The organism is Burkholderia sp. AU28863 (genome assembly GCF_002223195.1).
GTDB lineage: Bacteria > Pseudomonadota > Gammaproteobacteria > Burkholderiales > Burkholderiaceae > Burkholderia > Burkholderia sola.
Map to the genome: position 1 here is coordinate 1,769,076 of NZ_NKFE01000003.1, position 25,553 is coordinate 1,794,628.

A 25,553-nucleotide genomic window follows, 5' to 3' on the forward strand; every position below is an offset into this window, starting at 1 on the left:
GCAGCGACCGACGCAAGATTGCCGATCGGATGGCATGCTGCCCGGAAGATCGCACTTACCGTCTAGGCACACGAGAGTAGTCCTGGGAACTGCAGACCGAGATAGCTCGCCCGGGTACCTGCAGTCCAACGCTGCACGCCGTAGAGTGAACCGTCCTCCTGCACCGCGGCCGGTGATGCGAGCGCAGCCTGGATCAGACGTTGCGCAAGCGGCTGCCCACACTGCGCGGACGACATCTCTCTACTCATCGCATTTGCGCCGACGCTCACGACGATCTGCGCCGCCAATGCCACCGCGCAAAGATGCTTTCGCGCCGTCGATCTATTGCACCGCATTACCATCGTTTCGGGTCTCCGCTACACGTAATATGCGAAGTGTACGCGCCAGCCTTCGTGGTCGGCGTGGCGCCCGCCTCATTCCCTTTCCCCCCTGTTACGATGGAGGCGCGTTATCCCGTTGAATCGCAACTGCCCAAAGTTCGCGAACCCGAACGGCACCGTCGCTCCGCTGCGAAGCTCCTACCTACACATCGCCTCGATAGACCCGAACATGGATTGGAATATCCCGATTGCAAACGAAGAAGTTGCAGCAGCCTACAACGCATTCAAAGACTACATCCTTGGTGTGGCGACTCATTTTGCCGGCTCAAGACTCCTAGAAGCCCTTGATCTGTCGCAGCTTGCACCAGAAACAGAGATTGCGTTATCGAACGACTTCTCCGATTACTTCACGACTATCCGAAATGTGGGTGATCTCGTTGAAAGTATTGAATCGGGCCATTACTCGCAGTTATCTTTGCGATTAGCAACCATCCAGCTTTGTACCGCCTTCGAAATTCTGTTTGATTCGATTTCTCGAACCTATGGCGTCACTGCCGACAATGAGCCGCCGATCGAAGCCCCAAACGGCGGAGTAGCACCGATCCAGCTCGGTAACAAGACGATCAGACAGATCCGCAAGCTGCATCGTGCCCTGGGAATCGATACCGTCCTGAATGACGACGAAGTCCTGCTGAAGCTCAGCGCCATCATCGAGGTACGCAATTGCTTTATCCATTCGGGAGGACGCGTACCAAGCGAAGGGAAGCAGGTTCGGCTAAGCGTTTATGGGATCTCCTCCGAGGTGGGTGAGTCGGTTCACCTCAAGCGCAACCACTTCGACGAATTCCTGCACTATGCGCTTATTCACGTACGGGGATTCGTAAGGTTTCTTCCCGAAACGGCTAGCCATCCCGTACCCCCGGCTTGATCCGCCGGCTTCAGCGTCAACGGTTGCTGGCTACGTCAGGAAATATTTCCATTGTCTCTGTAGAATTATCGTACGCGATATATTTTAACGAAGTAGTTTGATTGAGTGCTGTGACCGCCTGTCACCGCATGCCCGCCCCTGCTGGGCCTTGAGGCCCATCAGGAACGGCTCGCATAGTCCTGATTTAAGGAAAGCATCCCGGGATTGGCCTCCAGCCAAGTCCCGGTTGATCGAGTTTATATCCACCTCCGGCAGGAGCCTCCAGTTGCTATAAACTCTATAAGAGAGTGCTGGTGAGGGGTTGTAAATGCCCCTCACCAGTTAAGGAGGAAGTGATTATATCCACCTTTGGTTACTATAATCTCTTTAATAGATCGCTTCACTTCGCTCGCTCACTATCACACAAACCCCTCCGTAGGTTCCCCTCACGCAAATTGCGTGAGAGAGAAGGTGATGCGACTGCATCACCCGACCTATATGATAGGTATCGAGTACGATAAATATTTATTTAGAAAAACGAATTCCTTCTGTACAGACCATCAGGCGTGAGCGCCCTATCGTCTGGACAGAAAGAATTCGTTGTGTGCTACAACAGTTATTCACAGGAAAGTCACCGACATTTCCACAATGTTGCTCGGACAAGGACACCATCCACTAGCCACACGCCCATTGAAATCATCAACATTACCTGAAATTACGCGTGGGGCAGCGGCCAGCGGCATGCGGCATGCGGCATGCGGCATGCGGATTGTTCGGTACACTATACGCCAAATCAGCCCGTAGTACCGCCCCGCCGAACCTTCCCCTTTCCTAACAGCGCGTCCCCATGTCATATCACTCGGAATTAGGGTTTCGATCTACGCGCCAAAGGCGGGGGCAATATTCCTTTTTCAAGTGCGCGGGCTAAAGACGCGCCCCTGCTTTCGCTAGGGACGTCTTTGCCGGAAGACTTCCTTCCAGCAATAACCGCCGGTTGCGAATCCGCCGCAGCTCCCGTCTCCGCGCTCTGGTTGTCCACGCGACTGCTCCGGTTGGTCAATGCACCACCGCAATGCGGACACTCCTTGAAACCATTTGAGGCTTTTTGAAACTCTCCAGCTTCTTTCCGCATCCGGTAGTAGGACGATTTGAAACCGCTGAAGGACAGCTTGAGCCCCCGTTCGGCCAGGCTGCGCCACACCTGCTGCAGTGTGTAGCCATTTCCCAGAAGAGCCGTGATCTCAGTCTCGATCTCGCGAAGCTGCGCAGTCGCGCTCCCCGGCTTCTCCCGCCGCTCGAGATCACGCAGCCCTTCCAATAACTCTTCTTTCGACATGACAGTGAGCGGTTGCAGACGAACGCGACATCATGCGGCCCAATGAATCCGTTTGCAACCAGCCGCTTATGCGAGCCGGTGATCGAATAGTTCCTTGTCCTTGCCTAGCGGATTCACGACGAAACGATCGCCGTCAGCCATCGCACGCTCTGGATCGATCCGGGCCACGCACTCGGGCACGCCACTGTCACGACGGCGAATTGTCCGCAACGTAGGAGCGCCACGCCGTCAGAGGCGAATTTCGTGACCAGATCCGGCTACCATGTAGTCGTATCAGCCTCTTCATCTCTCTTCCAGACTGCTCTCAGATCTAGCTTGATGTGTAAGCTAAGGGTATTAACTCTTCGATCTCGGGGAACATAGTTGTTCCACCATCACCGCTAAGCTAAAATCCACTTGATCCGTCACTTTTTTGCACCCATGCCCGATCGTCGCGCATCCAAACGGCCAGCCTCCCCCGCGATCAAGCCCAAGCGGAAAGTGCCGCATGATCCCGGCTACCAGTTGCTGACTGGGAGGCCTTCGTCTGCGGTTCAAGATGGTGCTTGGGACAGCCTGAGGCATCCGACCGATGAGCTTGTGGAGCGATATGGGAAGGGCCGATTCGATCTGGTGATTTCGGTTCGTGGAACGGTGCAGATACTGGAAAAGCTCACTCGAGTAAAACACTGGCAACCCGGGCTGTTTTCCGTATCAGTTGATACGAAAGGAAATAAGTCTCTCGATGCCCGATGGCCGGGCGCTCCGATATTGGAGCTATTCACCGGACGGACTAGTAGCAGAATCCTTGAGGCCAAGACTCATTTCTCAGGGTGCGATCTTCACCCCCATTTCCGGCTTCTATGTGATGCCATTGAACGGAAACCCGTCTTCAAAATAGAAGGCTGGAGTTATCAATTGGAAAAAATCGCCAATGACTACTTTTCCGAGGAATCGCACTGGAAGTTCACGAACAAAATTCACATTTATCATATTTGCGACCAACTCAATCACTTTTTTGCGCACCTACATCAATCTGCGCGAGAGGCAATGGAGAAAGTAAAATCCTTTCGCCGAACGTCGAACGAAAACAGGCGTAGCTTATTGCAATATGCCTACCACTTGTTGGACGGTGAATCGCAGACTCTTGTTGCACACCTCACGATCCGCAGAGATACTAAGGTGATCGGCGGCGGCCCATCCATTTCACGAGCCAAGTCCAAGGAGTTACGGGAAAAGTTCATCAAACACGTCAAGCGTGAGATCCCAGAAGAGAATTATCTTGGACATGCGCTACTTCTGAAGCGTGATGCGGCATTAGGATGCTGGTTGGACGCGTTTATATTTTTCACCAAAAACGCCCTAATACAAGATGGCGACCTGATGGCGAAACTCGTCAACCGCTGGAACAGCGAAGCTGGCTTGGGCAGCGCAGGATGCTTTGGTGAAATTCTGTTCGAAGCACACTGGGACCGCGACAAGCGGTACGGAAGAACTCTAGATCGAATTGTTCTTGTGGCCGACCCCAACCTCTATTGCCGGGTGTCGGCTGAGGACGCACATCGATTCTGGTGCACTCAGTCGCCAATCGGAAAGCTGACCGAGAGGACAAGACAAAGCAAGCGCCGGGAAGCACAAAAAAAGAAAGCCGCCAACACCCAGACCACCCCAATGAGCCGCCTTCAGGAGATAGCACTGGCCAACCAGGAACTCTTGCAGTCCGCCCACTGGACTATGCTGCGTGAGCGGCGCAACGAAAAACTTTCCGAAAGGAACAAGAAAGGAGCCAAGACGCGTTCACGGCAGCGACGCTCCCTGGGCGCTTTGGCGTCAGGTCATGGCTCGACATACACGGCCGCAATCGCCTACGCGTCGATCACGGCCGCCAATGACGAGTCCCACGACCAAGACCGGGACCGAGATACCCCGAGTGGTCCCGCCACTTCACCGGCAATCGTCCCCGAGAACAAGCAGCAACAATCCCGTCCATCAGCCGAAAGTACGCCGACTATGTCGTCAACCGACAGCACGCCGACAACGACAACCCCGCCTCATCACCAGATTCGTTTGGAACGTCAGCATCGGGACGCCAAGGAAAGTAGCCCTAGTCGCGAACGGACAAAAGTCGAGGTTCGCAAAAAGCGTAAGCAAAGGCCCGAATCGGAAACCTGAAAAACAAGCGATGGAAAACTGCGCGCGGTCATTCGTTGGCCGGGCCCCCTTCGTGATGCGCTCGTCTGGGCCCGCACGTTGGCGATTCCGCGACCGGACGCCTTTCACGTCGTAATATTGTTCATTCCTCGAGCACCCTTTGAAAACATGCGCGCCATTCTCACGTTCCAGCTCTCGATGCACGCGCCGCCACCCACGCCTTAATTTCTTCTTCGTCCCATCCAACCGCACCGCTCTCGCTCGTGCTTAGAGAGAAGCATCGGGGGAAGGATGGGTCGTAATACTTCGACCGTGAGTCCATTCGGTTGTAGATCGAGCTGCGCCCGAGTCCAGTTAGCTCGATCACGCGCGGCAAGCGGGCAACCTTGCCGACTTTCCGCTTCTCCGTGGCGGAGGTGGGCTGCGGCAATCCGCCTACATCGACTCGACCACTCTTCGAGTTCGGGTCATTCTCTTTGACGTCGACAGCGCGGCCTTCAGATTCGTCTCTCGTCGGCGCCACGGATTCCACCACTATCGGCGCCCGCACTGCAACCGGCATAGTCGCCGGAGCCAGCCTGCGCTTGGGCTCCGGCGATTGGTCATTGCGCTCAGTATCGATGCTTACATCGCCGTCGTCAGGCGCAAGACCACAACGGCGCAAATAAGCAACAGCGGAATCTCTCAGAATTGAACTACCCGAGGCCAGAGCCACTACGGGGGTATGCGCAGCATCGACGGCCGAAAGCCGACCGCGCGCAAACTCATCGCGCAAAGCCCGTTGATGGCGTATCTGAATCTCCCTTTGCTCCGTCTTGTACCGCTCGAGATCCGCAGCAGACATCAGAATGGGCTCCCAGGCCGGTCGATCGCTTAAACTGAACCAAGCATTGAGAAACGCCGCCTTGTCGTCGTCCGCAATCGGATACTGCAGGGGCGGCAAGCTCGGTAAGATGCGGCTCAACTCACGTCGCTCATCCTTGGTCAAGGGATAGGGAGCCTCAGACAATCCAACAGCCAGTTGTTGCGAATCGGATGCGTGCGACACTTCCGATGCGCGCTGCTCTTCGGCTTCAAGCCGCTCCTGAAGCGGTTGGCTCACCTCGTCGCTACCTTTGACCTGCAGCGCAGTCTGCGATTGCCCCGCAGCCAGTTGCCCGCCACTGGCGTCAGGCTGCATCATCGATCGATGAAATTTTTGCATCTTCGCAACGACGCACTCGATGCCTTCAAAGTGCCGCACCTCCGTCGGGCGAAGCGCCTCAGCAATCGCCTTGCAAAAACTCGTAAGCTCGATGAGCGGACCGGCTGGCAGTTTGACGCGGACTTGCACTTGGACCCCGTTGGATTGTTCTCGTAAGCTGTGCGAGTATAAGGGAGTGAGAATCTACCGACGACGCCCTTGCCTGAGCCGGCCCACCACGCACCACTATCCTGGAACGGAGCACTGCCCGAAGATTTGAGCGACGGGCCAAATCGACAGCAGACAAGCCAGCGTTCGATGATGGGCCCATTGATGGGCCGAAAAACAAAAAGCCCCGTAAGTCCTTGAACTTACGGGGCTTTCTCACCGCTTTTGGCGGAGACGGAGGGATTCGAACCCTCGATCCAGGTTTTGGCCCAGATGCTCCCTTAGCAGGGGAGTGCCTTCGACCTCTCGGCCACGTCTCCCAAACTTTCGCTCGCACCAGGGAGGCAGTGCGACGAGAACGAAATAATATAGGGTTTCGAACCGTGCGTCAATTTCCGTGATGCATTTTCTTCAATGCATCACGAAAAATTCACGATGCCTGGTCGAGTTCGAACACCTTGTGCAGCGCGCGGACGGCCAGCTCCATGTATTTCTCGTCGATCAGCACCGAAATCTTGATTTCGGACGTCGAGATCATCTGGATGTTGATGCCCTCTTCCGACAGCGTGCGGAACATCTTGCTCGCGACGCCCACGTGCGAACGCATGCCGACGCCGACGACCGACACCTTCGACACCTTCGGGTCGCCCTGCACGCGCTCGGCGCTCACATGGCCCTGCACCTGGTTGGTGAGGATGTCCATCGCCTTCTGGTAGTCGCCGCGACCGACCGTGAACGTGAAGTCGGTTTTGCCTTCGACGCTCTGGTTCTGGATGATCATGTCGACGTCGACGTTCGCATCGGCCACCGGGCCGAGGATCTGATATGCGATGCCCGGCTTGTCGGGCACGCCCATCACCGCAATGCGTGCTTCGTCGCGCTGGAACGCGATGCCGGAAATGACTGCCTTTTCCATGGTCTCGTCTTCTTCAAAAGTAATCAGGGTGCCCGAGCGCATTTCTTCGTCGAGCGCAATCAGCGGATCGGTCAGGCTCGACAGCACACGCGTCTTCACCTGGTATTTGCCGGCGAATTCGACCGAGCGGATCTGCAGGACCTTCGAGCCGAGGCTGGCCATTTCCAGCATCTCCTCGAACGTCACGCGGTCGAGGCGGCGCGCCTCTTCGACGACGCGCGGGTCGGTCGTGTAGACGCCGTCGACGTCGGTATAGATCAGGCACTCTTCGGCGCCCAGCGCAGCGGCCACCGCTACCGCCGACGTGTCCGAGCCGCCGCGGCCCAACGTCGTGATGTGACCGTCCGGATCGACGCCCTGGAAGCCGGTGATGATCACGACCTTGCCCGCGTTCAGGTCGGCCTTCACGCGCTCGTCGTCGATCGAGTGAATGCGTGCCTTCGTAAACGCGCTGTCCGTCTTGATCGGCACTTGCCAGCCGGCATAGCTCACGGCCTCGACACCGATTTCCTGCAGCGCGATCGACAGCAGGCCGACGCTGACCTGCTCGCCGGTCGACGCGATCATGTCGAGCTCACGCGGGCTCGGCTGGCTCGAAATCTCTTTCGCAAGACCGAGCAGACGGTTGGTTTCGCCGGACATCGCCGAAGGCACGACCACCATCTGGTGCCCGGCCTGATGCCATTTTGCGACGCGTTTCGCGACGTTCTTGATGCGCTCGACCGAGCCCATCGAAGTGCCGCCGTATTTGTGTACGATGAGTGCCATTGTCGTTCTGAACTGGAGGAGAAGCCGCACGGGCGCGCTGGGCAGGCCGCGTTGCCGTTCGGTCACGCGGCTTGTGGCTGTGGACGGACGACGAGGGGAACGGCTGGGACGCAACACGCAAGCGTGACGGATTTTGCCCGGAAGGCCGATCAGGCCGCGCAAACCGGGTACGTCACGCGGGAAACCTGCACAAAACGCTCAAAAATCGAGCCGAGCAAACGACCGAGCGTACCCGATAGACGCCCACTTGACAAGCCGCGCGCCGTGTCGCCGGCCGTTCCGGCGCTGTTTACCGAATGGTGAAAATGAGCACGCCATCGCGCCGCCAGTCACCCGCCGCCGCTATGCGATCAGCAGGTCGGGACGCCATTCGATTCGGCGCCATGCGGCGGTGGCGGGCGCCGCGTCGGCAGTCTCGCCCATGTCGCGATTGACGCCCAACCGCGGCACGTAGATCAGCCGGTCGCCCGCGAACAGCAGCGGCACGTCGCGCTGCCAGGCCGGCACGCCGCGCTCCTGGAACAGGTTCTTCAGCGTCCGGCCGGGCCCGCCCGGCGACGTGCGCATCCGTTCGCCGCCGGCCCGCGCGCGCGCCGCCAGCCGCGCACCGCGCAGCACCCCCTCCGGCACCGCATCGGCGCTGCCCGCGTCGGCGGGCGCGAACACGAACGTGCCGCGCCATCCCGGCAGGTGCCACACGTCCTGTCCGTCCCATGCGAGTGCCGCCTCCGGTTGCGGTGCGCCCGTGCCGTCGTCGGCCGGCTCGCTGCTGTCGCCCGCTTCCCAGTAGACGACATCGCGATAGAGCCGCAGGCACTGCCCCGCATGATCGACGCGCAGCGCATGCGCGTCGTGCGCCGCGCGCAGTTGCCGCATCATGTTCGCGAGCCGGGCCGCCGACGCGCCCGGCAAACCCAGCCGGCGCATCCAGAAGCGCAGCAGGTTCGCGCCACGCGTGTCGTCGAAGCCGATCAGCGCGTCGCGCGACAGCGCCTGACCGTCATCGCGCGCGGCGACGGCGAAATCCAGCTCGGCCAGATCGTCGAGCAGCCGCTGAGCGGCCGCCGCATGCTGGGCCGCGCGACCGAGCGCGTCGCGAAAGCCCGGGAAATGCACGGCCAGCGCCGGCAGCACGTCGACGCGCAGCGCATTGCGCGCATAGCGCGTATCGCCGTTCGATTCGTCGTCGATCCACACGAGCGCGTGCTGCTCCGCATAGCGCTCAAGTTGCGCGCGCAACAGTCTCAGTAACGGACGCACACGGTCGATGTTCACGCCGTCGGGGCGATAACGCGGGGCCATCGCGGCGAGCCCCGCGATTCCCGCCCCGCGCAGCAGTTGCAGCAGCACCGTCTCGGCCTGGTCATCCGCATGTTGCGCGAGCCACAGCGCCGCCACGCCGTGGCGCCCGCCCATCTCGTCGAGCGCCGCGTAGCGACGCTCGCGCGCCGTCGCCTCGACACCGAGCCCGCTGTCGCGCGGCACGTCGACGCGCATCGATTCGAATGCGACGCCGAGCCGCGCCGCCTGCCCTTCGGCATGCGCGACCCACGCATCGGCGTTCGCGCTCAGGCCGTGATGCACGTGCAGCGCGACGCAGCGCGATGCGCCCGCGACGCGCACGGCCGCATCGAGCAGCACGGTCGAATCGAGGCCGCCGCTGTACGCGATCGCAATGCGCGCATCCGGCGGCAGGCCGGAAAGCGCAACGCCGACCGCGTCGAGTACGACGCGGTCGGCGGAGAATTCGGTGGGCGGGATCACGAGCGGGACGCGCGCGCAGCGGCGCGCGCATTGCATACACGGCCGGTCATGCGCCCGGCGTGGTTTCCTTGAACTTGCCGTAGGCCATCAGGCGCTCGAAGCGGCGCTCGCGCAGCGCATCGATGCCCATGCCCTGGAACTGGCGCAGCGAATCGGCCAACGCACGGCGCAGCAGCGCGGCCATGCCCTTCGGATCGCGGTGCGCGCCGCCGAGCGGCTCGTTGATGATCTTGTCGATCAGGCCGAGCGCCTTCAGGCGGTGCGCGGTCAGGCCCAGCGCTTCCGCGGCTTCCGGCGCCTTCGCGGCGCTCTTCCACAGGATCGACGCGCAGCCTTCCGGCGAGATCACCGAGTAGGTCGAGAACTGCAGCATCATCACGGTGTCGGCCACGGCGATCGCCAGCGCGCCGCCCGAACCGCCCTCGCCGATCACCGTCGTGATGATCGGCGTCTTCAGCTCGGCCATCACGTACAGGTTGCGGCCGATCGCCTCCGACTGGCCGCGCTCTTCCGCGCCGATGCCCGGGTACGCGCCCGGCGTGTCGACGAACGTGAAGATCGGCAGCCCGAACTTCTCGGCCAGACGCATCAGGCGTTCGGCCTTGCGATAGCCCTCCGGACGCGGCATCCCGAAGTTGCGCGCGGCGCGCTCCTTCGTGTCGCGCCCCTTCTGGTGACCGATCACCATGCACGGATGGCCGCCGAAGCGCGCGAGACCGCCGACGATCGACAGGTCGTCCGCGAACGCGCGATCGCCATGCAGCTCGTGAAAATCGGTAAACAGTTCCGCGACGTAATCGAGCGTGTACGGCCGCTGCGGATGCCGCGCGATCTGCGAAACCTGCCACGGCGACAGGTTCGCGTAGAGGTCTTTCGTCAGTTGCTGGCTTTTCTTCGACAGCCGCTCGATTTCTTCCGAAATATCGACAGCCGAGTCGTCCTGCACGAATCGCAGCTCTTCGATCTTGGCCTCGAGTTCGGCGATCGGCTGTTCGAAATCCAGAAATGTGGTCTTCATGTGTTCGAATCCTTGGGTCTTGCGGCAGCGCGTATTCTACCCGCGCGGGCGACGCTCAAAACCGGCTCTCAACTATTGATGTTTAAAACCCGATAGCCGGCGCTCAGGCGTCGGCGTCGGGCGCATCGAGGCTGCGCCACATGTACCAGGTCGCGACGGTGCGCCACGGCTCCCAGTTGGCCGCAACCTCGCGCGCCTCGCTGCGCGTGACGGGTTCGCCGCTGAAGTAATTGACGCTGATCGCACGGATCAGGCCCGGGTCGTCGAGCGGCAGCACGTCGGGCCGCGACAGGTTGAAGATCAGGAACATCTCGGCCGTCCAGCGGCTGATGCCGCGGATCTGCGTGAGTTCCGCGATCACGTCCTCGTCGTCCATCGACATCCATTTGTCGACGTGCAGCGCCCCCGACACGAAATGCTGCGCGAGATCGAGGATGTATTCCGTCTTGCGCTTGGACAACCCGCACGCGATCAGCTTGTCCGCACCGAGCCGGATCACCGGTTGCGGCGCGAGCTTCGGACAGGCGTCCTCGATGCGCGCCCACAGCGACTGCGCGGACGGCACCGAAATCTGCTGGCCGACGACCGAGCGCGCGAGCGTGACGAACGGATCGCCGCGCTTCACGAGATGCGCGGGACCGAACTTCGGAATCAGTTTCTTCAGGATCCGGTCGCGCTTGACGAGGTCCGCGCACGCCTTGTCCCAATAGGCGGGACGCACGACGACTTCCTCGCCGTCCGCTTCGGACGCCCGTGTCTTGCGGGCCGCGTCGGCGGCCGGCAGCGCGGCTGCCGGCTGCGCATGACCGTTCAGCGCGCCGTTCGGCACGGCGCGCGTCGCGTCCGCCTTCGTCGCCGGGACGCGCTTGGCTGCCGGACGCGCGGCGACCGGAGTCGCGCGCCTGACCGGCGCTTTTCTGGCCGTTGCCATCTTGCCTCCTACCTGACGGATCGGTCAGTGGAACGCGCCGCGCTCATACGCGACGCCATTCGGTCGATCCGCCCGGTTTGTCTTCAAGTGCGATGCCGGCTTCGAGCAGTTCCGCCCGGATCCGGTCCGCTTCGGCATAGTCCTTCGCTTGCTTCGCCGCGACGCGCGCGGCGATCTTCGCTTCGATCTCGTCGGCCGCGAGCCCGCCCGCCTGTGCGGCGCCGGACGCCTGCTGCAGGAACGCGCGCGGTTCGCGGCCCAGCAGGCCGAGCAGGCCCGCCAGCTGTTTCAGTTGCCGCGCGAGCGACGCATCGCGCGTGCGGTTGACTTCCCCCGCCAGCTCGAACAGCGTCGCCACCGCGACCGGCGTGTTGAAATCGTCGTTCATCGCGGCCGCGAAACGCTGCGCGTGCGGCTCGCTCCAGTCGAGCGCGAGCGTGTCGGGCTCGACATCCTTCAGCGCGGTGTACAGACGCGTGAGCGACGCGCGCGCATCGTCGAGATGCACGTCGCTGTAATTCAGCGGCGAACGGTAGTGCGTGCGCACGATGAAGAAGCGCATGACTTCCGCGTCGTAACGCTCGAGCACTTCGCGGATCGTGAAGAAGTTGCCGAGCGATTTCGACATCTTCTCGTTGTCGACCTGCACAAAGCCGTTGTGCATCCAGTAATTGACGAACGTCTCGCCGGTCGCGCCTTCGCTCTGCGCGATCTCGTTCTCGTGGTGCGGGAATTGCAGATCCTGCCCGCCGCCGTGGATGTCGAAATGATTGCCGAGCAGCGAGCAGCCCATCGCCGAGCACTCGATGTGCCAGCCCGGGCGACCCATCCCGTACTTCGACGCCCACGACGCGCCTTCCGGCTCGTCCGCCTTCGCGCGCTTCCACAGCACGAAGTCGAGCGGATCCTGCTTCGCATCGTTCGCGGCGACGCGCTCGCCCGCACGGAGATCGTCGAGCGACTTGCCCGACAGCTTCCCGTAGTTCGCGAACTTGCGCACCGAGTAATTGACGTCGCCGTCGGTCGCCTGGTACGCGTAGCCGTTCGCCTCGAGCGTCTCGATCATGCCGAGCATCTGCGGGATGAACTGCGTCGCGCGCGGCTCGATGTCGGGCCGCTGGATGCCGAGCGCGGTTTCATCCTCGTGCATCGCGCCGATGAAGCGGTCGGTCAGCGACTTGATCGTCTCGCCGTTCTCGACCGCGCGGCGGATGATCTTGTCCTCGATGTCGGTGATGTTGCGCACGTACGTGACCCGATAGCCGATCGCACGCAGCCAGCGCTGGACGAGGTCGAACACGACCAGCATGCGCGCGTGGCCCACGTGACAATAGTCGTAGACGGTGATCCCGCATACGTACATCCGCACTTCGCCGGGCTGGCGCGGCACGAAAACTTGCTTGTCACGCGCGAGCGTGTTGTAGATGCGCAGTGATTCCATAGAGATGAACCGTGAGCCGAAGGAAACCGCCCTGGCGAAGCTCGCCCAGCATGTGAAACGGACGGACCATCTGCTGCGGCGCCAGGCCGCGCGTCCTCGATATCACATGGGGCGGTCAGGCTGCAAGCACAGCGGTGACGGCCACGAGAGGCTAAGAAAGACTGTCTGCCGCTCGCCGGAACGCGCAGACGTTTTGTTAGAATGGCTCGGAGTATAACATTCCGATTTACGCCTATGAAACCTCATCGCGGCCGCGCGCCGAGCGCTGCGACCCTCGTTGCGACCACCGTCATGGGCGTCGCGCTGACGCTTTTCGCGGCGCCCGCGGCACATGCGCAAAAGGCCCCGGCGGTCGCCGACGGCACGCCAGAAGTCGATGCGTCGATCGCCGGCAAGCAGTGGAAGCAGGCGCTCGCGCAGCTCGACGCGCGCATCGCGTCGAACCCGCGCGACGTGCAGGCGCAGTTCAAGCGCGGCACCGTGCTGGCCCGCCTGAACCGCGACGACGACGCGATCCAGCAGTTCGTCGCGATCACGCAGGCCTACCCCGAACTGCCCGAGCCCTACAACAACCTCGCGGCGCTCTACGCGAAGCACGGCCGCTACGATGAAGCGCGCACCGCGCTCGTCACCGCGACGCAATCGAACCCGAGCTACTCGCTCGCGTACGAGAACCTCGGCGATCTGTACCTGCGCCTCGCGGCCGAATCGTACAAGCGCGCGCAATCGCTCGGCCGCACGAGCGGCGCGACCGCGCAGCGCCTCGCCGATCTGCAGAAGATCGTGTCGCCGTCGAAAGCCGCGCCGAACGCCCGCGCGACGACGCCGGCCACGCGCGACTACACCGATCGCGCCGCCGCGAACGTGAGCACCACCACGCTGCCGATGTCGCCGACGTTCCAGTTCAGCGGTCCGTCGGGCGCACTGGCGGCACCGTACGTCGCGCCGTCGAAATAAGCGGCGCGGCCCTCCTTCCCTCCCAACCTGAGGATCGCAATGAAACGTCTGTTGCTGGCGCTTGGCGGCGCCGCCCTTCTCGCGACCGCGCCCGCGTTCGCGCAAACGGCCACCGCGCACCCCGTCGTGCAGCTCAAGACCTCGCAGGGCGACATCCGCGTCGAGCTCTATCCGGAGAAGGCGCCGAAGTCGGTCGCCAACTTCCTCGATTACGTGAAGGCCGGCCAGTACAACGGCACGATCTTCCATCGCGTGATCAAGGGCTTCATGATCCAGGGCGGCGGCTACAAGACCAACTTCGAGGAAAAGCCGACCCGCGCGCCGATCCCGCTGGAAAGCCGCAATGGTCTGAAGAACCTGACGGGCACGATCGCGATGGCCCGCACGAGCGATCCGAATTCGGCCACCGCGCAGTTCTTCATCAACACGGTCGACAACAGCGGCCTCGACTACCCGAACCCGGACGGCAACGGCTATGCGGTGTTCGGCAAGGTCGTGTCGGGCCTCGACGTCGTGAAGAAGATCGAAGGCGTGGCGACGACCTCGCGCGGGCCGATGCAGGACGTGCCGGCGCAACCGGTCGTGATCGAATCGGCGAGCATCGTCTCGAAGTAAGAACCTGCCGGCACGTCCGGCGCCACACGCGGCCGCGTCGCACGACCGGCCGCGTGCCATTTAAACCGCCTTACCGAAGGAATTCATCATGGTTGAACTGCATACGAACCACGGCGTGATCAAGCTCGAACTCGACGCCGCGAAGGCACCGAAGACGGTCGAGAACTTCCTGAACTACGTGAAGAAGGGCCATTACGACGGCACCGTGTTCCATCGCGTGATCAACGGCTTCATGATCCAGGGCGGCGGCTTCGAGCCGGGCCTGAAGCAGAAGCCGACCGACGCGCCGATCGACAACGAGGCGAACAACGGCCTGAAGAACGACAACTACACGGTCGCGATGGCGCGCACGAACGATCCGCACTCGGCGACCGCCCAGTTCTTCATCAACGTGAACGACAACGACTTCCTGAACCACTCGTCGCCGACGCCGCAAGGCTGGGGCTACGCGGTGTTCGGCAAGGTCGTCGAAGGCCAGGACGTGGTCGACAAGATCAAGGGCGTCAAGACGGGCAACGCCGGCTTCCACCAGGACGTGCCGACCGACGACGTCGTGATCGAAAAGGCCGTGGTGGTCTGACGCACCAGCCGTTACGGAGGCACTTCGATGTTGCAGGAGAGTCCGCCGCGAAGCGTCTCCGCGGGCGTGCCGGGCGAGCGCGAATACGCGCAAGCCGCACGCCCGTTCCTGTTTCTGTCCGATCTGCACCTGAGCGAGGCGATTCCGAATACGGTCGCCGCGTTCGAGCATTTCGTGAAATACACGGCCGACAGCGCCGACTCGGTGTTCATCCTCGGCGACTTGTTCGAATACTGGATCGGCGACGACATCCTCGACGACGATCCGTTCGCCGCGCGCATGGCCGCGCTGATGCACACGTTCTCGGAACGCGGCATCGCGCTCTACGTGATGCACGGCAACCGCGATTTCCTGCTCGGCCGGCGCTTCATGAAGGCGGCCGGCGCGATGCTGCTGCCCGACCCTTCGCTGATCATCGCATTCGGCCAGCGCATCGTGCTCGCGCACGGCGACGCGCAATGCACGGCCGACCGCGGCTACCAGGTGTTCCGCCGCTTCGCGCGTAACCGCGTCGCGCAATGGCTGTTTCTCGCGTGGCCGTTCCGCTGGCGCCGCGCGCTCGCGCAGCGCATGCGCTCGACCAGTGAAGCGGGCCGGATGCGCCCTGCTTCGGCCGTCTACGACGTCACGCGGGAAGGCGTGGCCGCGCTGTTCCGGAAAAGTCGCGCGAGCGTGATCATTCACGGCCACACGCACCGCCCCGCGCGCCACGCGGAACCGGGCGGGATCCGCTGGGTACTGCCCGACTGGGATCTCGATCACGGCACGCGACGCGGCGGCTACCTGCGCGTCGACGCGGAAGGCATCCACGCGATGCCGCTCGACTGACGCCGCCGCTGCCGTCGCACCGACCGGCAGCGATCGGCGTGGATCGCGTTCGTTACATCTGGCGTTCGACCGTCTTGCCTTCCAGCACCGCCGACAGCCTGCGCAGGTCGAGGCGCGCCGCGTCGGCGCCCTGCAGCGTTTCCAGATGCGTGCCGAGCCGCTCGAGCGCCGCGACGATTTCGTCGACGCGGCGGCTTTCCTTCGCCGCGTGATCGATCAGCCCGTGGATCGCGAGCGACATCGGATCGTCTGCGTTCGGCGTGATCCCGTACGCGCAGAACGCCGCACGCTCGGGCTGCGGCTTCGGCTGCGCCGGCATCACGATGCGCGCCGGATTGCCGACCGCGGTGCCGCCCGCCGGCACCGGCTTGACGACCACCGCGTTCGAGCCGATCTTCGCGCCCGCGCCCACCGTGAAACCGCCGAGCACCTTCGCGCCGGCGCCGACGATCACGCCGGCTTCCAGCGTCGGGTGGCGCTTCGCGCCGCGCGTGAGCGACGTGCCGCCCAGCGTCACGCCCTGATAGATCGTGCAGTCGTCGCCGATGATCGCCGTCTCGCCAATCACGACGCCCATGCCGTGATCGATGAACACGCGCCGGCCGATCGTCGCGCCGGGATGGATCTCGATGCCCGTCAGGAACCGGCCCGCCTGCGACGCGAACCGCGCGAGCCAGTAGCGTTTCGCGCGCCAGCATGCGTGCGCGAAACGGTGCAGGACGAGCGCATGCAGCCCCGGATAACAGGTCAGCACTTCCCACGCACTGCGAGCGGCGGGATCCCGCTCGCGAATCGTTGCAACGTCTTCGCGCAGTCTCGTGAACATGATGTGATCTGGGAAAAGGCCGGCGCGCATCGCCGGCAATGCCGGCCGTTATCGCGCCGGGTCATTTGCTTATGACGTCCGGCGATTGTAGGGCCAGTCGCGCCCGGCCGCACGCGGCCGCGCGTTCACCCCGCCGTCGGCGCGGGTATTCGGCCGGGACGCTTGTTGCGACGGGGTTTCCGGGGCCGATCGACGGGGAGAAACAGCCGGTTCGACGGCTCGGCTGGCTAACGCATGGCCTGCCGGCCACGCGCCGCATCCAGCGGACCGCCCCGCGCCCGGCAATCGGGGCGCCGGCCGCTTACGCGTCGCCGCCCGGCTTGCCCGACTTCAGCAGGATGTGCTTCGCGACGCCGCGCAGGATGTTGACCTCCTCGCGCTCGAGGCCCGTGCGCGCGAACAGGCGCCGCAGCCGCGGCATCAGCTTCTTCGGATTGCGCGGATCGAGGAAGTCGAGCGCGATCAATGCGTTCTCGAGGTGCACGTACATCCGCTCGATCTCGTCGCTCTGCGCGGGCGTGCCGACTTCGGCCTGCGGCTGCGCCGACGGCTCGCTCGCTTGCTCGAGAAACGCGACGCGCAACTCGTACGCGAGCACCTGCACGGCCTGCGCGAGATTCAGCGAACTGTAGGCCGGATTGGCCGGAATGTGCGCGAGCGCGCTGCACTGCTCGACATGCTCGTTCGCGAGACCGGTGCGCTCGTTGCCGAACACGAGCGCGATGTCGCCCGCGCCGACCTGCGCGCTCGCCTGCGCGGCGGCCGCGCGCGGTGCGAGGCGCGGCGGCCCGTACTCGCGCGTGCGCGCGGTCAGCGCGATCGACCAGTGCACGCCGGACAGCGCTTCGCCGAGCGTCGGCACGACGTGCGCGGACGCGAGGACGTCGTCCGCGCCGCTGGCCATCGCGATCGCGTCGGGGTCGCTCTGCACGTGCGGCACGCGCGGCGCAACCAGCACGAGGCGCGAGAAGCCCATCGTCTTCAGCGCACGGGCCGCCGCCCCGACGTTACCGGGATGGCTCGGCTCGACGAGCACGAAGCGGGTGGACGTGAAGCCGCCGGACGGCGGCGCGGACGAGGCCGCGCCCGATTCGGACGGCGCGGCAGTGTTCTGCGGGGTTTCCACTACGATACGACTCGGTTCATCAGAATGGCCGTATGGTATCGCCATCGCCCGCGCAAACCCACTCGTCCGGACGGCCAGTGGGGGTTTCCCCGCATGCCGATCGCCTGAAACCGCCGAAAATCGGGTAAAATCATGCCTTTACGCGTTGCGCTCGGCGCAGCGCGGGTCGTACCCCGCTCTTTGTCAATTCGCGTCTCACCTCGCCCCGGCACGCTTGCGCCGTTCCGGGCGGTTGTCCCACTTCGTGGCGGCCCGTGCCGCCGGCTACAGGATCCAGGCTCATGCATCCCATGCTCAACATTGCTGTCAAGGCTGCGCGCCGCGCCGGACAGATCATCAATCGCGCGTCGCTCGATCTCGACCTGATCGAGATCCGCAAGAAGCAGCAGAACGACTTCGTCACCGAAGTGGACAAGGCCGCCGAAGACGCGATCATCGAGACGCTGAAGACCGCCTACCCCGACCACGCGATCCTCGCGGAAGAGTCGGGCGAATCGGAGAACGAATCCGAATTCAAGTGGATCATCGATCCGCTTGACGGCACGACCAACTTCATCCACGGCTTCCCGTACTACTGCGTATCGATCGCGCTCGAGCACAAGGGCGTCGTCACGCAGGCCGTCGTCTACGATCCGAACAAGAACGACCTGTTCACGGCCACCCGCGGCCGCGGCGCGTACCTGAACGATCGCCGCATCCGCGTGGGCCGCCGCGACCGCCTGTCGGACGCGCTGGTCGGCACCGGCTTTCCGTTCCGCGAGAAGGACGGCCTCGACGCGTACGCGCGCCTCTTCACCGAAATGACGCAGGCCTGCACGGGCCTGCGCCGCCCGGGCGCGGCGGCGCTCGACCTCGCGAACGTCGCGGCCGGCCGCCTCGACGCGTTCTTCGAGCAAGGCATCAACGTGTGGGACATGGCGGCGGGCAGCCTGCTGATCACCGAGGCCGGCGGTCTCGTCGGCAACTACACGGGCGACGCCGATTTCCTGCATCGCCACGAGATCGTGGCCGCGAACCCGAAGATCTACGCGCAGATGATCCCGATCCTGAACCGCTACAGCCGCGTGCATCCGGCAGCGGAGTAAGCCCGCGCCGCGCCCGCGTGGCGCGGCTTTCGCGCAAACCGCTCGCACGGCATCGTCATGACGGCGCGCCGATCGCCCGACACGGGGGACAATCATCCGCGCACGCGGGCCGCTTCGTGCGCCTATCCTGAAGTTGCTCGCGTTGCGCGTTCGAGTCGGCGTACTGCCGCTCGCGCCGCTTGTCCCGCAACGACAGCGCAGGGTTTGCGTCCGGCATGCCCGCGCGGCGAACGACGCCGCCGGCGTGCCGGCCCCACCTGTATCAACATCGCCACGGCGCCGTGGCAATCGCATCCGAGTCATCATGTTACGGCTAAGCGAAATTAAACTCCCCCTCGACCACCCCGAGAGCGCGCTCGAGGCCGCGATTCGCGCGCGCCTCGCGGAGCTTGGCGTGGCGCCAGACGGGTTGCTCCGTTACACCGTGTTCCGCCGCGCGCACGACGCGCGCAAGCGCGCCGACATCAAGCTCACGTATATCGTCGACGTCGAAGTCAGCGACGAAGCGGCCGCGCTCCAGCGCATCGCCGGCAAGCCGCATTGCGGCGTGACGCCCGACATGACGTACCACTTCGTCACGAAGGCGCCCGAGCACGCCGATTTCCTGCGCCCGGTCGTCATCGGCATGGGGCCGTGCGGGCTGTTCGCGGGGCTGATCCTCGCGCAGATGGGGTTCCGCCCGATCATTCTCGAACGCGGCAAGGCCGTGCGCGAGCGCACCAAGGACACCTTCGGCCTGTGGCGCAAGAGCGTGCTCAATCCCGAATCCAACGTGCAGTTCGGCGAAGGCGGCGCGGGGACGTTTTCCGACGGCAAGCTGTACAGCCAGATCAAGGATCCGAACCACTATGGCCGCAAGGTGCTGGACGAATTCGTCAAGGCCGGCGCGCCCGAGGACATCCTGTATCTGAGCCGCCCGCACATCGGCACGTTCCGCCTCGTCAGCATGGTGGAAAAAATGCGCGCGTCGATCCACGAACTCGGCGGCGAAGTGCGTTTCGAAACCCGCGTCGACGACATCGAAATCGATCAGGGCAAGGTGCGCGCGCTCAAGCTGTCGAACGGGGAAACGCTGCGGTGCGACCGCGTGGTGCTGGCCGTGGGTCACAGCGCGCGCGACACGTTCCAGATGCTGCACGACCGCGGCGTCTACATCGAGGCCAAGCCGTTCTCGCTGGGTTTCCGTATCGAGCATCCGCAAGGGCTGATCGATCGCAGCCGCTTCGGCAAGTTCGCGGGCCACAAGCAGCTCGGCGCGGCCGACTACAAGGTGGTCCACCACGCAAGCAACGGGCGCGCGGTCTACAGCTTCTGCATGTGCCCGGGCGGCACGGTGGTCGCCGCGACCTCGGAGCCGGGCCGCGTGGTCACCAACGGGATGAGCCAGTATTCCCGCGCCGAGCGCAATGCGAACGCGGGCATCGTCGTCGGCATCACGCCGGACGACTATCCGGGCGGCCCGCTCGCCGGCATCGCGTTCCAGCGCAAATGGGAAGAGCGCGCGTTCGAACTCGGCGGCGGCGACTACCGCGCGCCGGGCCAGCTGGTCGGCGATTTCATCGCGGGCCGGCCGTCGACGTCGCTGGGTTCCGTGGAGCCGTCGTACAAGCCCGGCGTGAATCCGACCGATCTCGGCACCGCGCTGCCCGACTACGTGATCGAAGCGATTCGCGAAGCGCTGCCGGAGATCGACAAGAAGATCGCCGGCTTCGCGATGCACGACGCCGTGCTGACCGGCGTGGAGACGCGCACGTCGTCGCCGATCCGGATTCGACGCAAGGACGACTACCAGAGCATGAACGTCGAAGGCCTGTATCCGGCCGGCGAAGGCGCCGGGTATGCGGGCGGCATCTATTCGGCCGCGATCGACGGCATCGAAGTCGCGCAGGCGGTGGCGCTCAGCCTGACGTCGGGGCACGCGTCCTGATCGGCGGTACGGGCCGGGGTGCGCAGGCTCGCAAGCCCGGCGCCGCCGGCCTGCTCCGGTCGCGGCAACGCTTCCGATCGGGAATGACGAAAGCGCGCGCGGCTTCCGGCCATGCGCCCTTTCTTCGATGCCTCGTGGCAGGCGATCGTGAGCCGCCGCTCGAGGTCGGTTGCCGCTGCACGGCGCCGCCGGCATTCGGCCAAACGGCCAACTTCGCACGTTCGCGTCGAAGCCACTGGTAAACTCGGGCAACCCAAGCAACAACTTCATGCCTGACCTATGACCACGCTGTCGCCCGAAGCCTTCGCAGGCCATACTCCGATGATGCAGCAGTACCTGCGCATCAAGGCCGATCATCCGGACACGCTCGTCTTCTACCGGATGGGCGACTTCTACGAGCTGTTCTTCGAGGATGCGGAAAAAGCGGCCCGCCTGCTCGACCTGACCCTCACGCAGCGCGGCGCGTCGGCCGGCACGCCGATCAAGATGGCCGGCGTCCCGCATCACGCGGTCGAGCAGTATCTGGCGAAGCTCGTGAAGATGGGCGAATCGGTCGCGATCTGCGAGCAGATCGGCGATCCGGCCACGTCGAAGGGCCCGGTCGAGCGCAAGGTCGTGCGCGTCGTCACGCCCGGCACGCTGACCGATGCCGCGCTGCTGTCCGACAAGAACGACGTCTACCTGCTCGCGATGTGCACCGGCCACAACAAGCGCGGCGTCGCGGTCAATATCGGGCTCGCGTGGCTGAATCTCGCGAGCGGTGCGTTACGGCTCGCCGAAATCGAGCCCGAGCAGCTCGCCGCCGCGCTCGAACGCATCCGGCCGGCCGAAATCCTGACGCCGGACGGCGCAACCGACGCCCTCCCCTCCGGCGCGGGCACAAGCAAGCGCGTGCCGGCCTGGCACTTCGACATCGCATCGGGCACGCAGCGTCTGTGCGACCAGCTCGACGTCGCGAGCCTCGACGGTTTCGGCGCGCATTCGCTGACGAGCGCGTGCGGCGCGGCCGGCGCGCTGCTGCTCTACGCAGCGGCCACGCAAGGCCAGCAACTGCGGCACGTGCGCAGCCTGAAGGTCGAGAACGAAACCGAATACATCGGGCTCGATCCGGCCACGCGCCGCAACCTCGAGCTGACCGAGACGCTGCGCGGCACCGAGTCGCCCACGCTGTATTCGCTGCTCGACACCTGCTGCACGACGATGGGCAGCCGCCTGCTGCGTCACTGGCTGCATCACCCGCCGCGCGCGTCGGTCGCCGCGCAGTCGCGCCAGCAGGCGATCGGCGCGCTGCTCGAGGCACCAGCCAATGCGAGCCTCGATGCGCTGCGCAGCGCGCTGCGCCAGATCGCCGACGTCGAGCGGATCACCGGGCGGCTCGCGCTGCTGTCCGCGCGCCCGCGCGACTTGTCGAGCCTGCGCGACACGTTCGCCGCGCTGCCGGCGCTGCGCGAGCGCATCGGCGCGATCGTCGCGAACGCGGATGCGCTCGCGCGCGTCGACGCGGCGCTCGCGCCTCCCGCCGAATGCCTCGACCTGCTGACGAGCGCGATCGCCACCGAGCCGGCCGCGATGGTGCGCGACGGCAGCGTGATCGCACGCGGCTACGATGCCGAGCTCGACGAGCTGCGCGACATTTCGGAGAACTGCGGGCAATTCCTGATCGATCTGGAAGCGCGCGAGCGCGCGCGCACCGGCATCGCGAACCTGCGCGTCGAATACAACAAGGTGCACGGTTTCTACATCGAGGTCACGCGCGGTCAGACCGACAAGGTGCCCGACGATTACCGTCGCCGCCAGACGCTGAAGAACGCCGAGCGCTACATCACGCCGGAACTGAAGACCTTCGAGGACAAGGCGCTGTCCGCGCAGGAACGTGCATTGGCGCGCGAGCGCGCGCTGTACGACTCGGTGCTGCAGGCGCTGCTGCCGTTCATCCCCGAATGCCAGCGCGTCGCGTCGGCCCTCGCCGAACTCGACCTGCTGGCCGCGTTCGCCGAACGCGCACGCGCGCTCGACTGGGTCGCGCCGACCTTCACCGACGAGATCGGCATCGAAATCGAGCAGGGTCGCCATCCGGTCGTCGAAGCGCAGGTCGAGCAGTTCATCGCGAACGATTGCCGGTTCGGCGCCGAACGCAAGCTGCTGCTGATTACCGGCCCGAACATGGGCGGTAAGTCGACGTTCATGCGGCAGACCGCGCTGATCGCGCTGATGGCGTACGTCGGCAGCTACGTGCCGGCGAAGTCGGCGTGCTTCGGCCCGATCGACCGGATCTTCACGCGCATCGGCGCGGCCGACGATCTCGCGGGCGGCCGCTCGACCTTCATGGTCGAGATGACCGAAGCCGCGGCGATCCTCAACGACGCGACGCCGCAAAGCCTCGTGCTGATGGACGAGATCGGCCGCGGCACGTCGACCTTCGACGGCCTCGCGCTCGCCTGGGCCATCGCGCGCCACCTGCTCGCGCACAACGGGTGCTACACGCTGTTCGCGACGCACTACTTCGAGCTGACGCAACTGCCGGCCGAATTCCCGCAAGCGGCCAACGTCCATCTGTCGGCGGTCGAGCACGGCCACGGGATCGTGTTCCTGCACGCAGTCAACGAAGGCCCGGCGAACCAGAGCTACGGCCTCCAGGTCGCGCAGCTCGCGGGCGTCCCGGCGCCGGTGATCCGCGCGGCGCGCAAGCACCTCGCGTATCTCGAACAGCAGTCGGCATCCCAGCACACGCCGCAACTCGATCTTTTCAGCGCGCCGCCGGCGGCCGTCGACGATCTCGAATGCGCGGACGCGCCGGCGCTGCCCGACACGCCGCATCCGGCGCTCGAAAAGCTGCGCGACATCGATCCCGACGATCTCAAGCCGCGCGAGGCGCTCGACCTGCTGTACGAACTGCGTACGCTGGTCCGGTCGCACGATGCCGACGGGCACGCGTAAGCGCATTCCGCGCGGCCTGCCGGCCCGCGCCGCCGCCGCGCTCGTCGCGGCGGTCCTTGTGCTCGCGCAGGCCGGTGCGCTGGCCGCGCCGCCCAAGCGCGGCGCGGCGCCCTACTCGTTCGCGGTCGTGTCGGGCGTCATCAACGTCCCGGCGGACGAACCGGCTGCGCAGCGGCTGCTCGATGCGATCGCACGCGAGCGCAACCTCGCATTCGTCGTCTACGCGGGCGATCTCAAAGGCTCGAAGGAAGCGTGCCGCGATACGCTGTATTCGCAGCGCGGCGCGATCCTGGATTCGGCGCGCGTGCCGCTCGTGTTCATTCCCGGCCACGACGACTGGATCGCGTGCAGCACCGCGGCCGGCGGCGGCTACGACCCGGTCGAGCGGCTCGATTTCCTGCGGCAGACGCTGCTCGCCGACGCGGCGCTGCCCGACCCCGGCGCGCTGCAGATTACGCGGGAGAGCGAAGTCGCACGGTTCCGGCCGTATCGCGAGAACGCACGCTGGATGCGCGACGACGTCGTCTACGTCGCACTCAATGCGCCGGCGCCGAACAACCATTATTTGACGGCGGGCGGCCGCAACGGCGAATTCGAGGATCGCATCGTCGCGAACGGCTTCTGGATCGACCACGCGGCCGAATATGCGAAGCGGCGCGAAGCGCGCGCGATGGTCGTGATTTTCGAAGGCGATCCGCAGTTCGAACGCTATGAACGTTCGGAGCGCTTCGCGTGGCTGCGTTTCAACCGGCCACGCGTGCGCGACGGCTTCCGTGAGCTGAAACGAACGCTGGTGAAGGCGGCGGCGACATTCCGCGGCCCGATCCTGGTGATGCACGCGAGCGGCGAACCGCTGGCGAACGGCTTTCTGATCGACCGTCCGCTGCATGGCGACGACGGTGAGCTGGTAGGAAACGTGACGCGCGTCGCGATCGGACCGCGCCATCCGGCGAATCAGTGGGTGAAGGTGAGCGTATCGCCGGCGCGGCAGACGATCTTCAACGTGAGCCTGCAGGAGGTGCCGAAGAACCTGCCGGTGCCGCCCACACTGCCGCTCGCGCCGCGCGACGACGTGCCGCTGCCGCAGATGCCGGAAATCCCCGCGCTGCCCGCGCTGCCCGACGCGTCGTCGGTCGCGCCGCCGCTGCAGGGCGACGGCGCCGCACCGGGCGGCGCGTCGTGGCCGGCACCGCCCCCCGCATCGGGACCGGCGCCGGGCCTGCCGGCGAGCTCAGTGCAGCGTACGCCCTGACGGCGCTTCGCCGTCTTCGTCGTCATCCTCGTCGACGATCTCGAGCCCTTCCGCGCCATGCGCGTGCTCGTGCTCGATTTCGTCTTCGGTGGCTTCGCGAACGTCCTTCACGGTCAGCGCGAAACGCAGCGCCATGCCCGCCAGCGGGTGATTGCCGTCGAGCACGACCTTGTCGTCGGCGATGTCGGTGACCGTATAGATCAGCGAGTCGGCTTCCTCGTCACCGTCTTCCGGCGTGCCTTCGAACTGCATGCCCACTTCGAGCGGCTCGGGAAAACGGTCGCGCGGCTCGATCTTCACGAGTTCGGGATCGTAGTCGCCGAACGCGTCTTCCGGCTCGAGCTGGATCTGCGCCTGGTAGCCCGCCTCGTGGCCGTCGAGCTGTTCCTCGATCTTGGGGAACGTGCCATCATAGCCGCCGTGCAGATAGACCATCGGCTCGTCGCTTTCCTCGATCAGATTGCCCTGTGCGTCCGACAGCTTGTAAGTGACCGACACGACGGTGTTTTTTGCGATTTTCATCCAATTCTCCCAAATA

Annotated in this window: 20 protein-coding genes and 1 tRNA gene; 10 read left to right on the plus strand and 11 right to left on the minus strand. The window is 64.5% G+C overall.

The features are described 5' to 3' along the window. The first annotated feature begins 549 nt into the window (after positions 1–549). Complete coding sequence (locus tag CFB81_RS35390; RefSeq protein ID WP_143328580.1) at positions 550–1,248, plus strand: hypothetical protein; 699 nt, start codon at positions 550–552, stop codon at positions 1,246–1,248. Between the two features lie 844 nt (positions 1,249–2,092). Here CFB81_RS35390 and CFB81_RS35395 read toward each other — a convergent pair. Continuing rightward, positions 2,093–2,563: a hypothetical protein gene (locus CFB81_RS35395; protein WP_143328581.1), complete on the minus strand. Its 471-nt coding sequence runs from the start codon at positions 2,561–2,563 to the stop codon at positions 2,093–2,095. Between the two features lie 480 nt (positions 2,564–3,043). On the opposite strand from CFB81_RS35395, the gene CFB81_RS35400 reads away from it, so the two are divergent. After that, the gene (locus CFB81_RS35400) at positions 3,044–4,714 is read left to right on the plus strand and encodes a hypothetical protein (protein ID WP_143328582.1); all 1,671 of its coding nucleotides are present in this window, start codon (positions 3,044–3,046) and stop codon (positions 4,712–4,714) included. Positions 4,715–4,874: 160 nt separating this feature from the next. Here the strand turns inward: CFB81_RS35400 and CFB81_RS36385 are convergent, their stop codons facing one another. From CFB81_RS36385 to cysS, 7 genes are all read right to left on the minus strand, one after another. Next, entirely contained in the window at positions 4,875–6,026 is a 1,152-nt protein-coding gene (locus tag CFB81_RS36385) for an AlpA family transcriptional regulator (RefSeq protein WP_218829338.1), read from the minus strand. A gap of 244 nt (positions 6,027–6,270) precedes the next feature. Further along, positions 6,271–6,364 (minus strand) — tRNA-Ser (locus tag CFB81_RS10645). A 110-nt stretch (positions 6,365–6,474) separates the two neighbouring features. Continuing rightward, entirely contained in the window at positions 6,475–7,728 is a 1,254-nt protein-coding gene (locus tag CFB81_RS10650; RefSeq protein ID WP_069617711.1) for an aspartate kinase, read from the minus strand. 342 nt (positions 7,729–8,070) lie between these two features. Continuing rightward, entirely contained in the window at positions 8,071–9,492 is a 1,422-nt protein-coding gene (gene tilS, locus CFB81_RS10660) for a tRNA lysidine(34) synthetase TilS (RefSeq protein WP_089435373.1), read from the minus strand. Between the two features lie 46 nt (positions 9,493–9,538). Beyond that, complete coding sequence (locus tag CFB81_RS10665; protein WP_089435253.1) at positions 9,539–10,510, minus strand: acetyl-CoA carboxylase carboxyltransferase subunit alpha; 972 nt, start codon at positions 10,508–10,510, stop codon at positions 9,539–9,541. Positions 10,511–10,613: 103 nt separating this feature from the next. Beyond that, complete coding sequence (locus tag CFB81_RS10670; protein ID WP_050012971.1) at positions 10,614–11,441, minus strand: DNA-3-methyladenine glycosylase; 828 nt, start codon at positions 11,439–11,441, stop codon at positions 10,614–10,616. 43 nt (positions 11,442–11,484) lie between these two features. Then, on the minus strand, positions 11,485–12,882 hold the full coding sequence (cysS, locus tag CFB81_RS10675; protein WP_069617712.1) for a cysteine--tRNA ligase: 1,398 nt from the start codon (positions 12,880–12,882) through the stop codon (positions 11,485–11,487). A gap of 234 nt (positions 12,883–13,116) precedes the next feature. On the opposite strand from cysS, the gene CFB81_RS10685 reads away from it, so the two are divergent. The 4 genes from CFB81_RS10685 to CFB81_RS10700 all read left to right on the plus strand — a co-directional run bounded on the left by CFB81_RS10685 (position 13,117) and on the right by CFB81_RS10700 (position 15,862). Beyond that, on the plus strand, positions 13,117–13,839 hold the full coding sequence (locus tag CFB81_RS10685; protein ID WP_084044165.1) for a tetratricopeptide repeat protein: 723 nt from the start codon (positions 13,117–13,119) through the stop codon (positions 13,837–13,839). Between the two features lie 39 nt (positions 13,840–13,878). Beyond that, positions 13,879–14,454, plus strand: coding sequence for a peptidylprolyl isomerase (locus CFB81_RS10690; protein ID WP_006484003.1), 576 nt, complete (start codon positions 13,879–13,881; stop codon positions 14,452–14,454). Between the two features lie 88 nt (positions 14,455–14,542). After that, the gene (locus CFB81_RS10695) at positions 14,543–15,034 is read left to right on the plus strand and encodes a peptidylprolyl isomerase (RefSeq protein WP_006478428.1); all 492 of its coding nucleotides are present in this window, start codon (positions 14,543–14,545) and stop codon (positions 15,032–15,034) included. Between the two features lie 27 nt (positions 15,035–15,061). Then, entirely contained in the window at positions 15,062–15,862 is an 801-nt protein-coding gene (locus CFB81_RS10700; RefSeq protein WP_089435254.1) for a UDP-2,3-diacylglucosamine diphosphatase, read from the plus strand. Positions 15,863–15,914: 52 nt separating this feature from the next. Here the strand turns inward: CFB81_RS10700 and cysE are convergent, their stop codons facing one another. Together cysE and CFB81_RS10710 are read right to left on the minus strand one after the other, a co-directional pair. After that, on the minus strand, positions 15,915–16,688 hold the full coding sequence (gene cysE, locus CFB81_RS10705) for a serine O-acetyltransferase (RefSeq protein ID WP_027784824.1): 774 nt from the start codon (positions 16,686–16,688) through the stop codon (positions 15,915–15,917). A 301-nt stretch (positions 16,689–16,989) separates the two neighbouring features. Next, complete coding sequence (locus CFB81_RS10710; RefSeq protein WP_089435255.1) at positions 16,990–17,814, minus strand: RNA methyltransferase; 825 nt, start codon at positions 17,812–17,814, stop codon at positions 16,990–16,992. 281 nt (positions 17,815–18,095) lie between these two features. On the opposite strand from CFB81_RS10710, the gene CFB81_RS10715 reads away from it, so the two are divergent. The 4 genes from CFB81_RS10715 (at position 18,096) to CFB81_RS10735 (ending at position 25,015) form a co-directional block, all read left to right on the plus strand. Next, positions 18,096–18,899, plus strand: coding sequence for an inositol monophosphatase family protein (locus CFB81_RS10715; protein ID WP_059608913.1), 804 nt, complete (start codon positions 18,096–18,098; stop codon positions 18,897–18,899). Positions 18,900–19,203: 304 nt separating this feature from the next. Beyond that, positions 19,204–20,826 carry an NAD(P)/FAD-dependent oxidoreductase gene (locus CFB81_RS10720; RefSeq protein WP_069617716.1) on the plus strand — a complete coding sequence of 541 codons (1,623 nt, stop codon included), beginning with the start codon at positions 19,204–19,206 and terminating at the stop codon, positions 20,824–20,826. Between the two features lie 279 nt (positions 20,827–21,105). Continuing rightward, positions 21,106–23,763, plus strand: a complete 2,658-nt coding sequence (gene mutS / locus CFB81_RS10730; protein ID WP_089435256.1) for a DNA mismatch repair protein MutS — start codon at positions 21,106–21,108, stop codon at positions 23,761–23,763. Beyond that, complete coding sequence (locus CFB81_RS10735) at positions 23,744–25,015, plus strand: hypothetical protein (RefSeq protein WP_179235936.1); 1,272 nt, start codon at positions 23,744–23,746, stop codon at positions 25,013–25,015. Before mutS ends, CFB81_RS10735 begins: the two co-directional genes overlap by 20 nt. Here CFB81_RS10735 and CFB81_RS10740 read toward each other — a convergent pair. Then, the gene (locus tag CFB81_RS10740; RefSeq protein WP_069617718.1) at positions 24,995–25,537 is read right to left on the minus strand and encodes a peptidylprolyl isomerase; all 543 of its coding nucleotides are present in this window, start codon (positions 25,535–25,537) and stop codon (positions 24,995–24,997) included. The genes CFB81_RS10735 and CFB81_RS10740 overlap by 21 nt on opposite strands. Positions 25,538–25,553 lie beyond the last annotated feature (16 nt).

Excerpts from the sequence above, each read along its gene's own strand:
- CFB81_RS10690 (WP_006484003.1), top strand. The coding sequence starts at position 13,879 with ATGAAACGTCTGTTGCTGGCGCTTGGCGGCGCCGCCCTTCTCGCGACC.
- CFB81_RS10665 (WP_089435253.1), bottom strand. The coding sequence starts at position 10,510 with ATGAAGACCACATTTCTGGATTTCGAACAGCCGATCGCCGAACTCGAG.
- cysS (WP_069617712.1), bottom strand. The coding sequence starts at position 12,882 with ATGGAATCACTGCGCATCTACAACACGCTCGCGCGTGACAAGCAAGTT.
- CFB81_RS10720 (WP_069617716.1), top strand. The coding sequence starts at position 19,204 with ATGTTACGGCTAAGCGAAATTAAACTCCCCCTCGACCACCCCGAGAGC.
- mutS (WP_089435256.1), top strand. The coding sequence starts at position 21,106 with ATGACCACGCTGTCGCCCGAAGCCTTCGCAGGCCATACTCCGATGATG.
- CFB81_RS10670 (WP_050012971.1), bottom strand. The coding sequence starts at position 11,441 with ATGGCAACGGCCAGAAAAGCGCCGGTCAGGCGCGCGACTCCGGTCGCC.
- CFB81_RS10735 (WP_179235936.1), top strand. The coding sequence starts at position 23,744 with ATGCCGACGGGCACGCGTAAGCGCATTCCGCGCGGCCTGCCGGCCCGC.
- CFB81_RS10650 (WP_069617711.1), bottom strand. The coding sequence starts at position 7,728 with ATGGCACTCATCGTACACAAATACGGCGGCACTTCGATGGGCTCGGTC.
- CFB81_RS35390 (WP_143328580.1), top strand. The coding sequence starts at position 550 with ATGGATTGGAATATCCCGATTGCAAACGAAGAAGTTGCAGCAGCCTAC.
- CFB81_RS10740 (WP_069617718.1), bottom strand. The coding sequence starts at position 25,537 with ATGAAAATCGCAAAAAACACCGTCGTGTCGGTCACTTACAAGCTGTCG.
- CFB81_RS10685 (WP_084044165.1), top strand. The coding sequence starts at position 13,117 with ATGAAACCTCATCGCGGCCGCGCGCCGAGCGCTGCGACCCTCGTTGCG.
- CFB81_RS35395 (WP_143328581.1), bottom strand. The coding sequence starts at position 2,563 with ATGTCGAAAGAAGAGTTATTGGAAGGGCTGCGTGATCTCGAGCGGCGG.
- CFB81_RS10695 (WP_006478428.1), top strand. The coding sequence starts at position 14,543 with ATGGTTGAACTGCATACGAACCACGGCGTGATCAAGCTCGAACTCGAC.
- CFB81_RS10715 (WP_059608913.1), top strand. The coding sequence starts at position 18,096 with ATGCATCCCATGCTCAACATTGCTGTCAAGGCTGCGCGCCGCGCCGGA.
- CFB81_RS10700 (WP_089435254.1), top strand. The coding sequence starts at position 15,062 with ATGTTGCAGGAGAGTCCGCCGCGAAGCGTCTCCGCGGGCGTGCCGGGC.
- cysE (WP_027784824.1), bottom strand. The coding sequence starts at position 16,688 with ATGTTCACGAGACTGCGCGAAGACGTTGCAACGATTCGCGAGCGGGAT.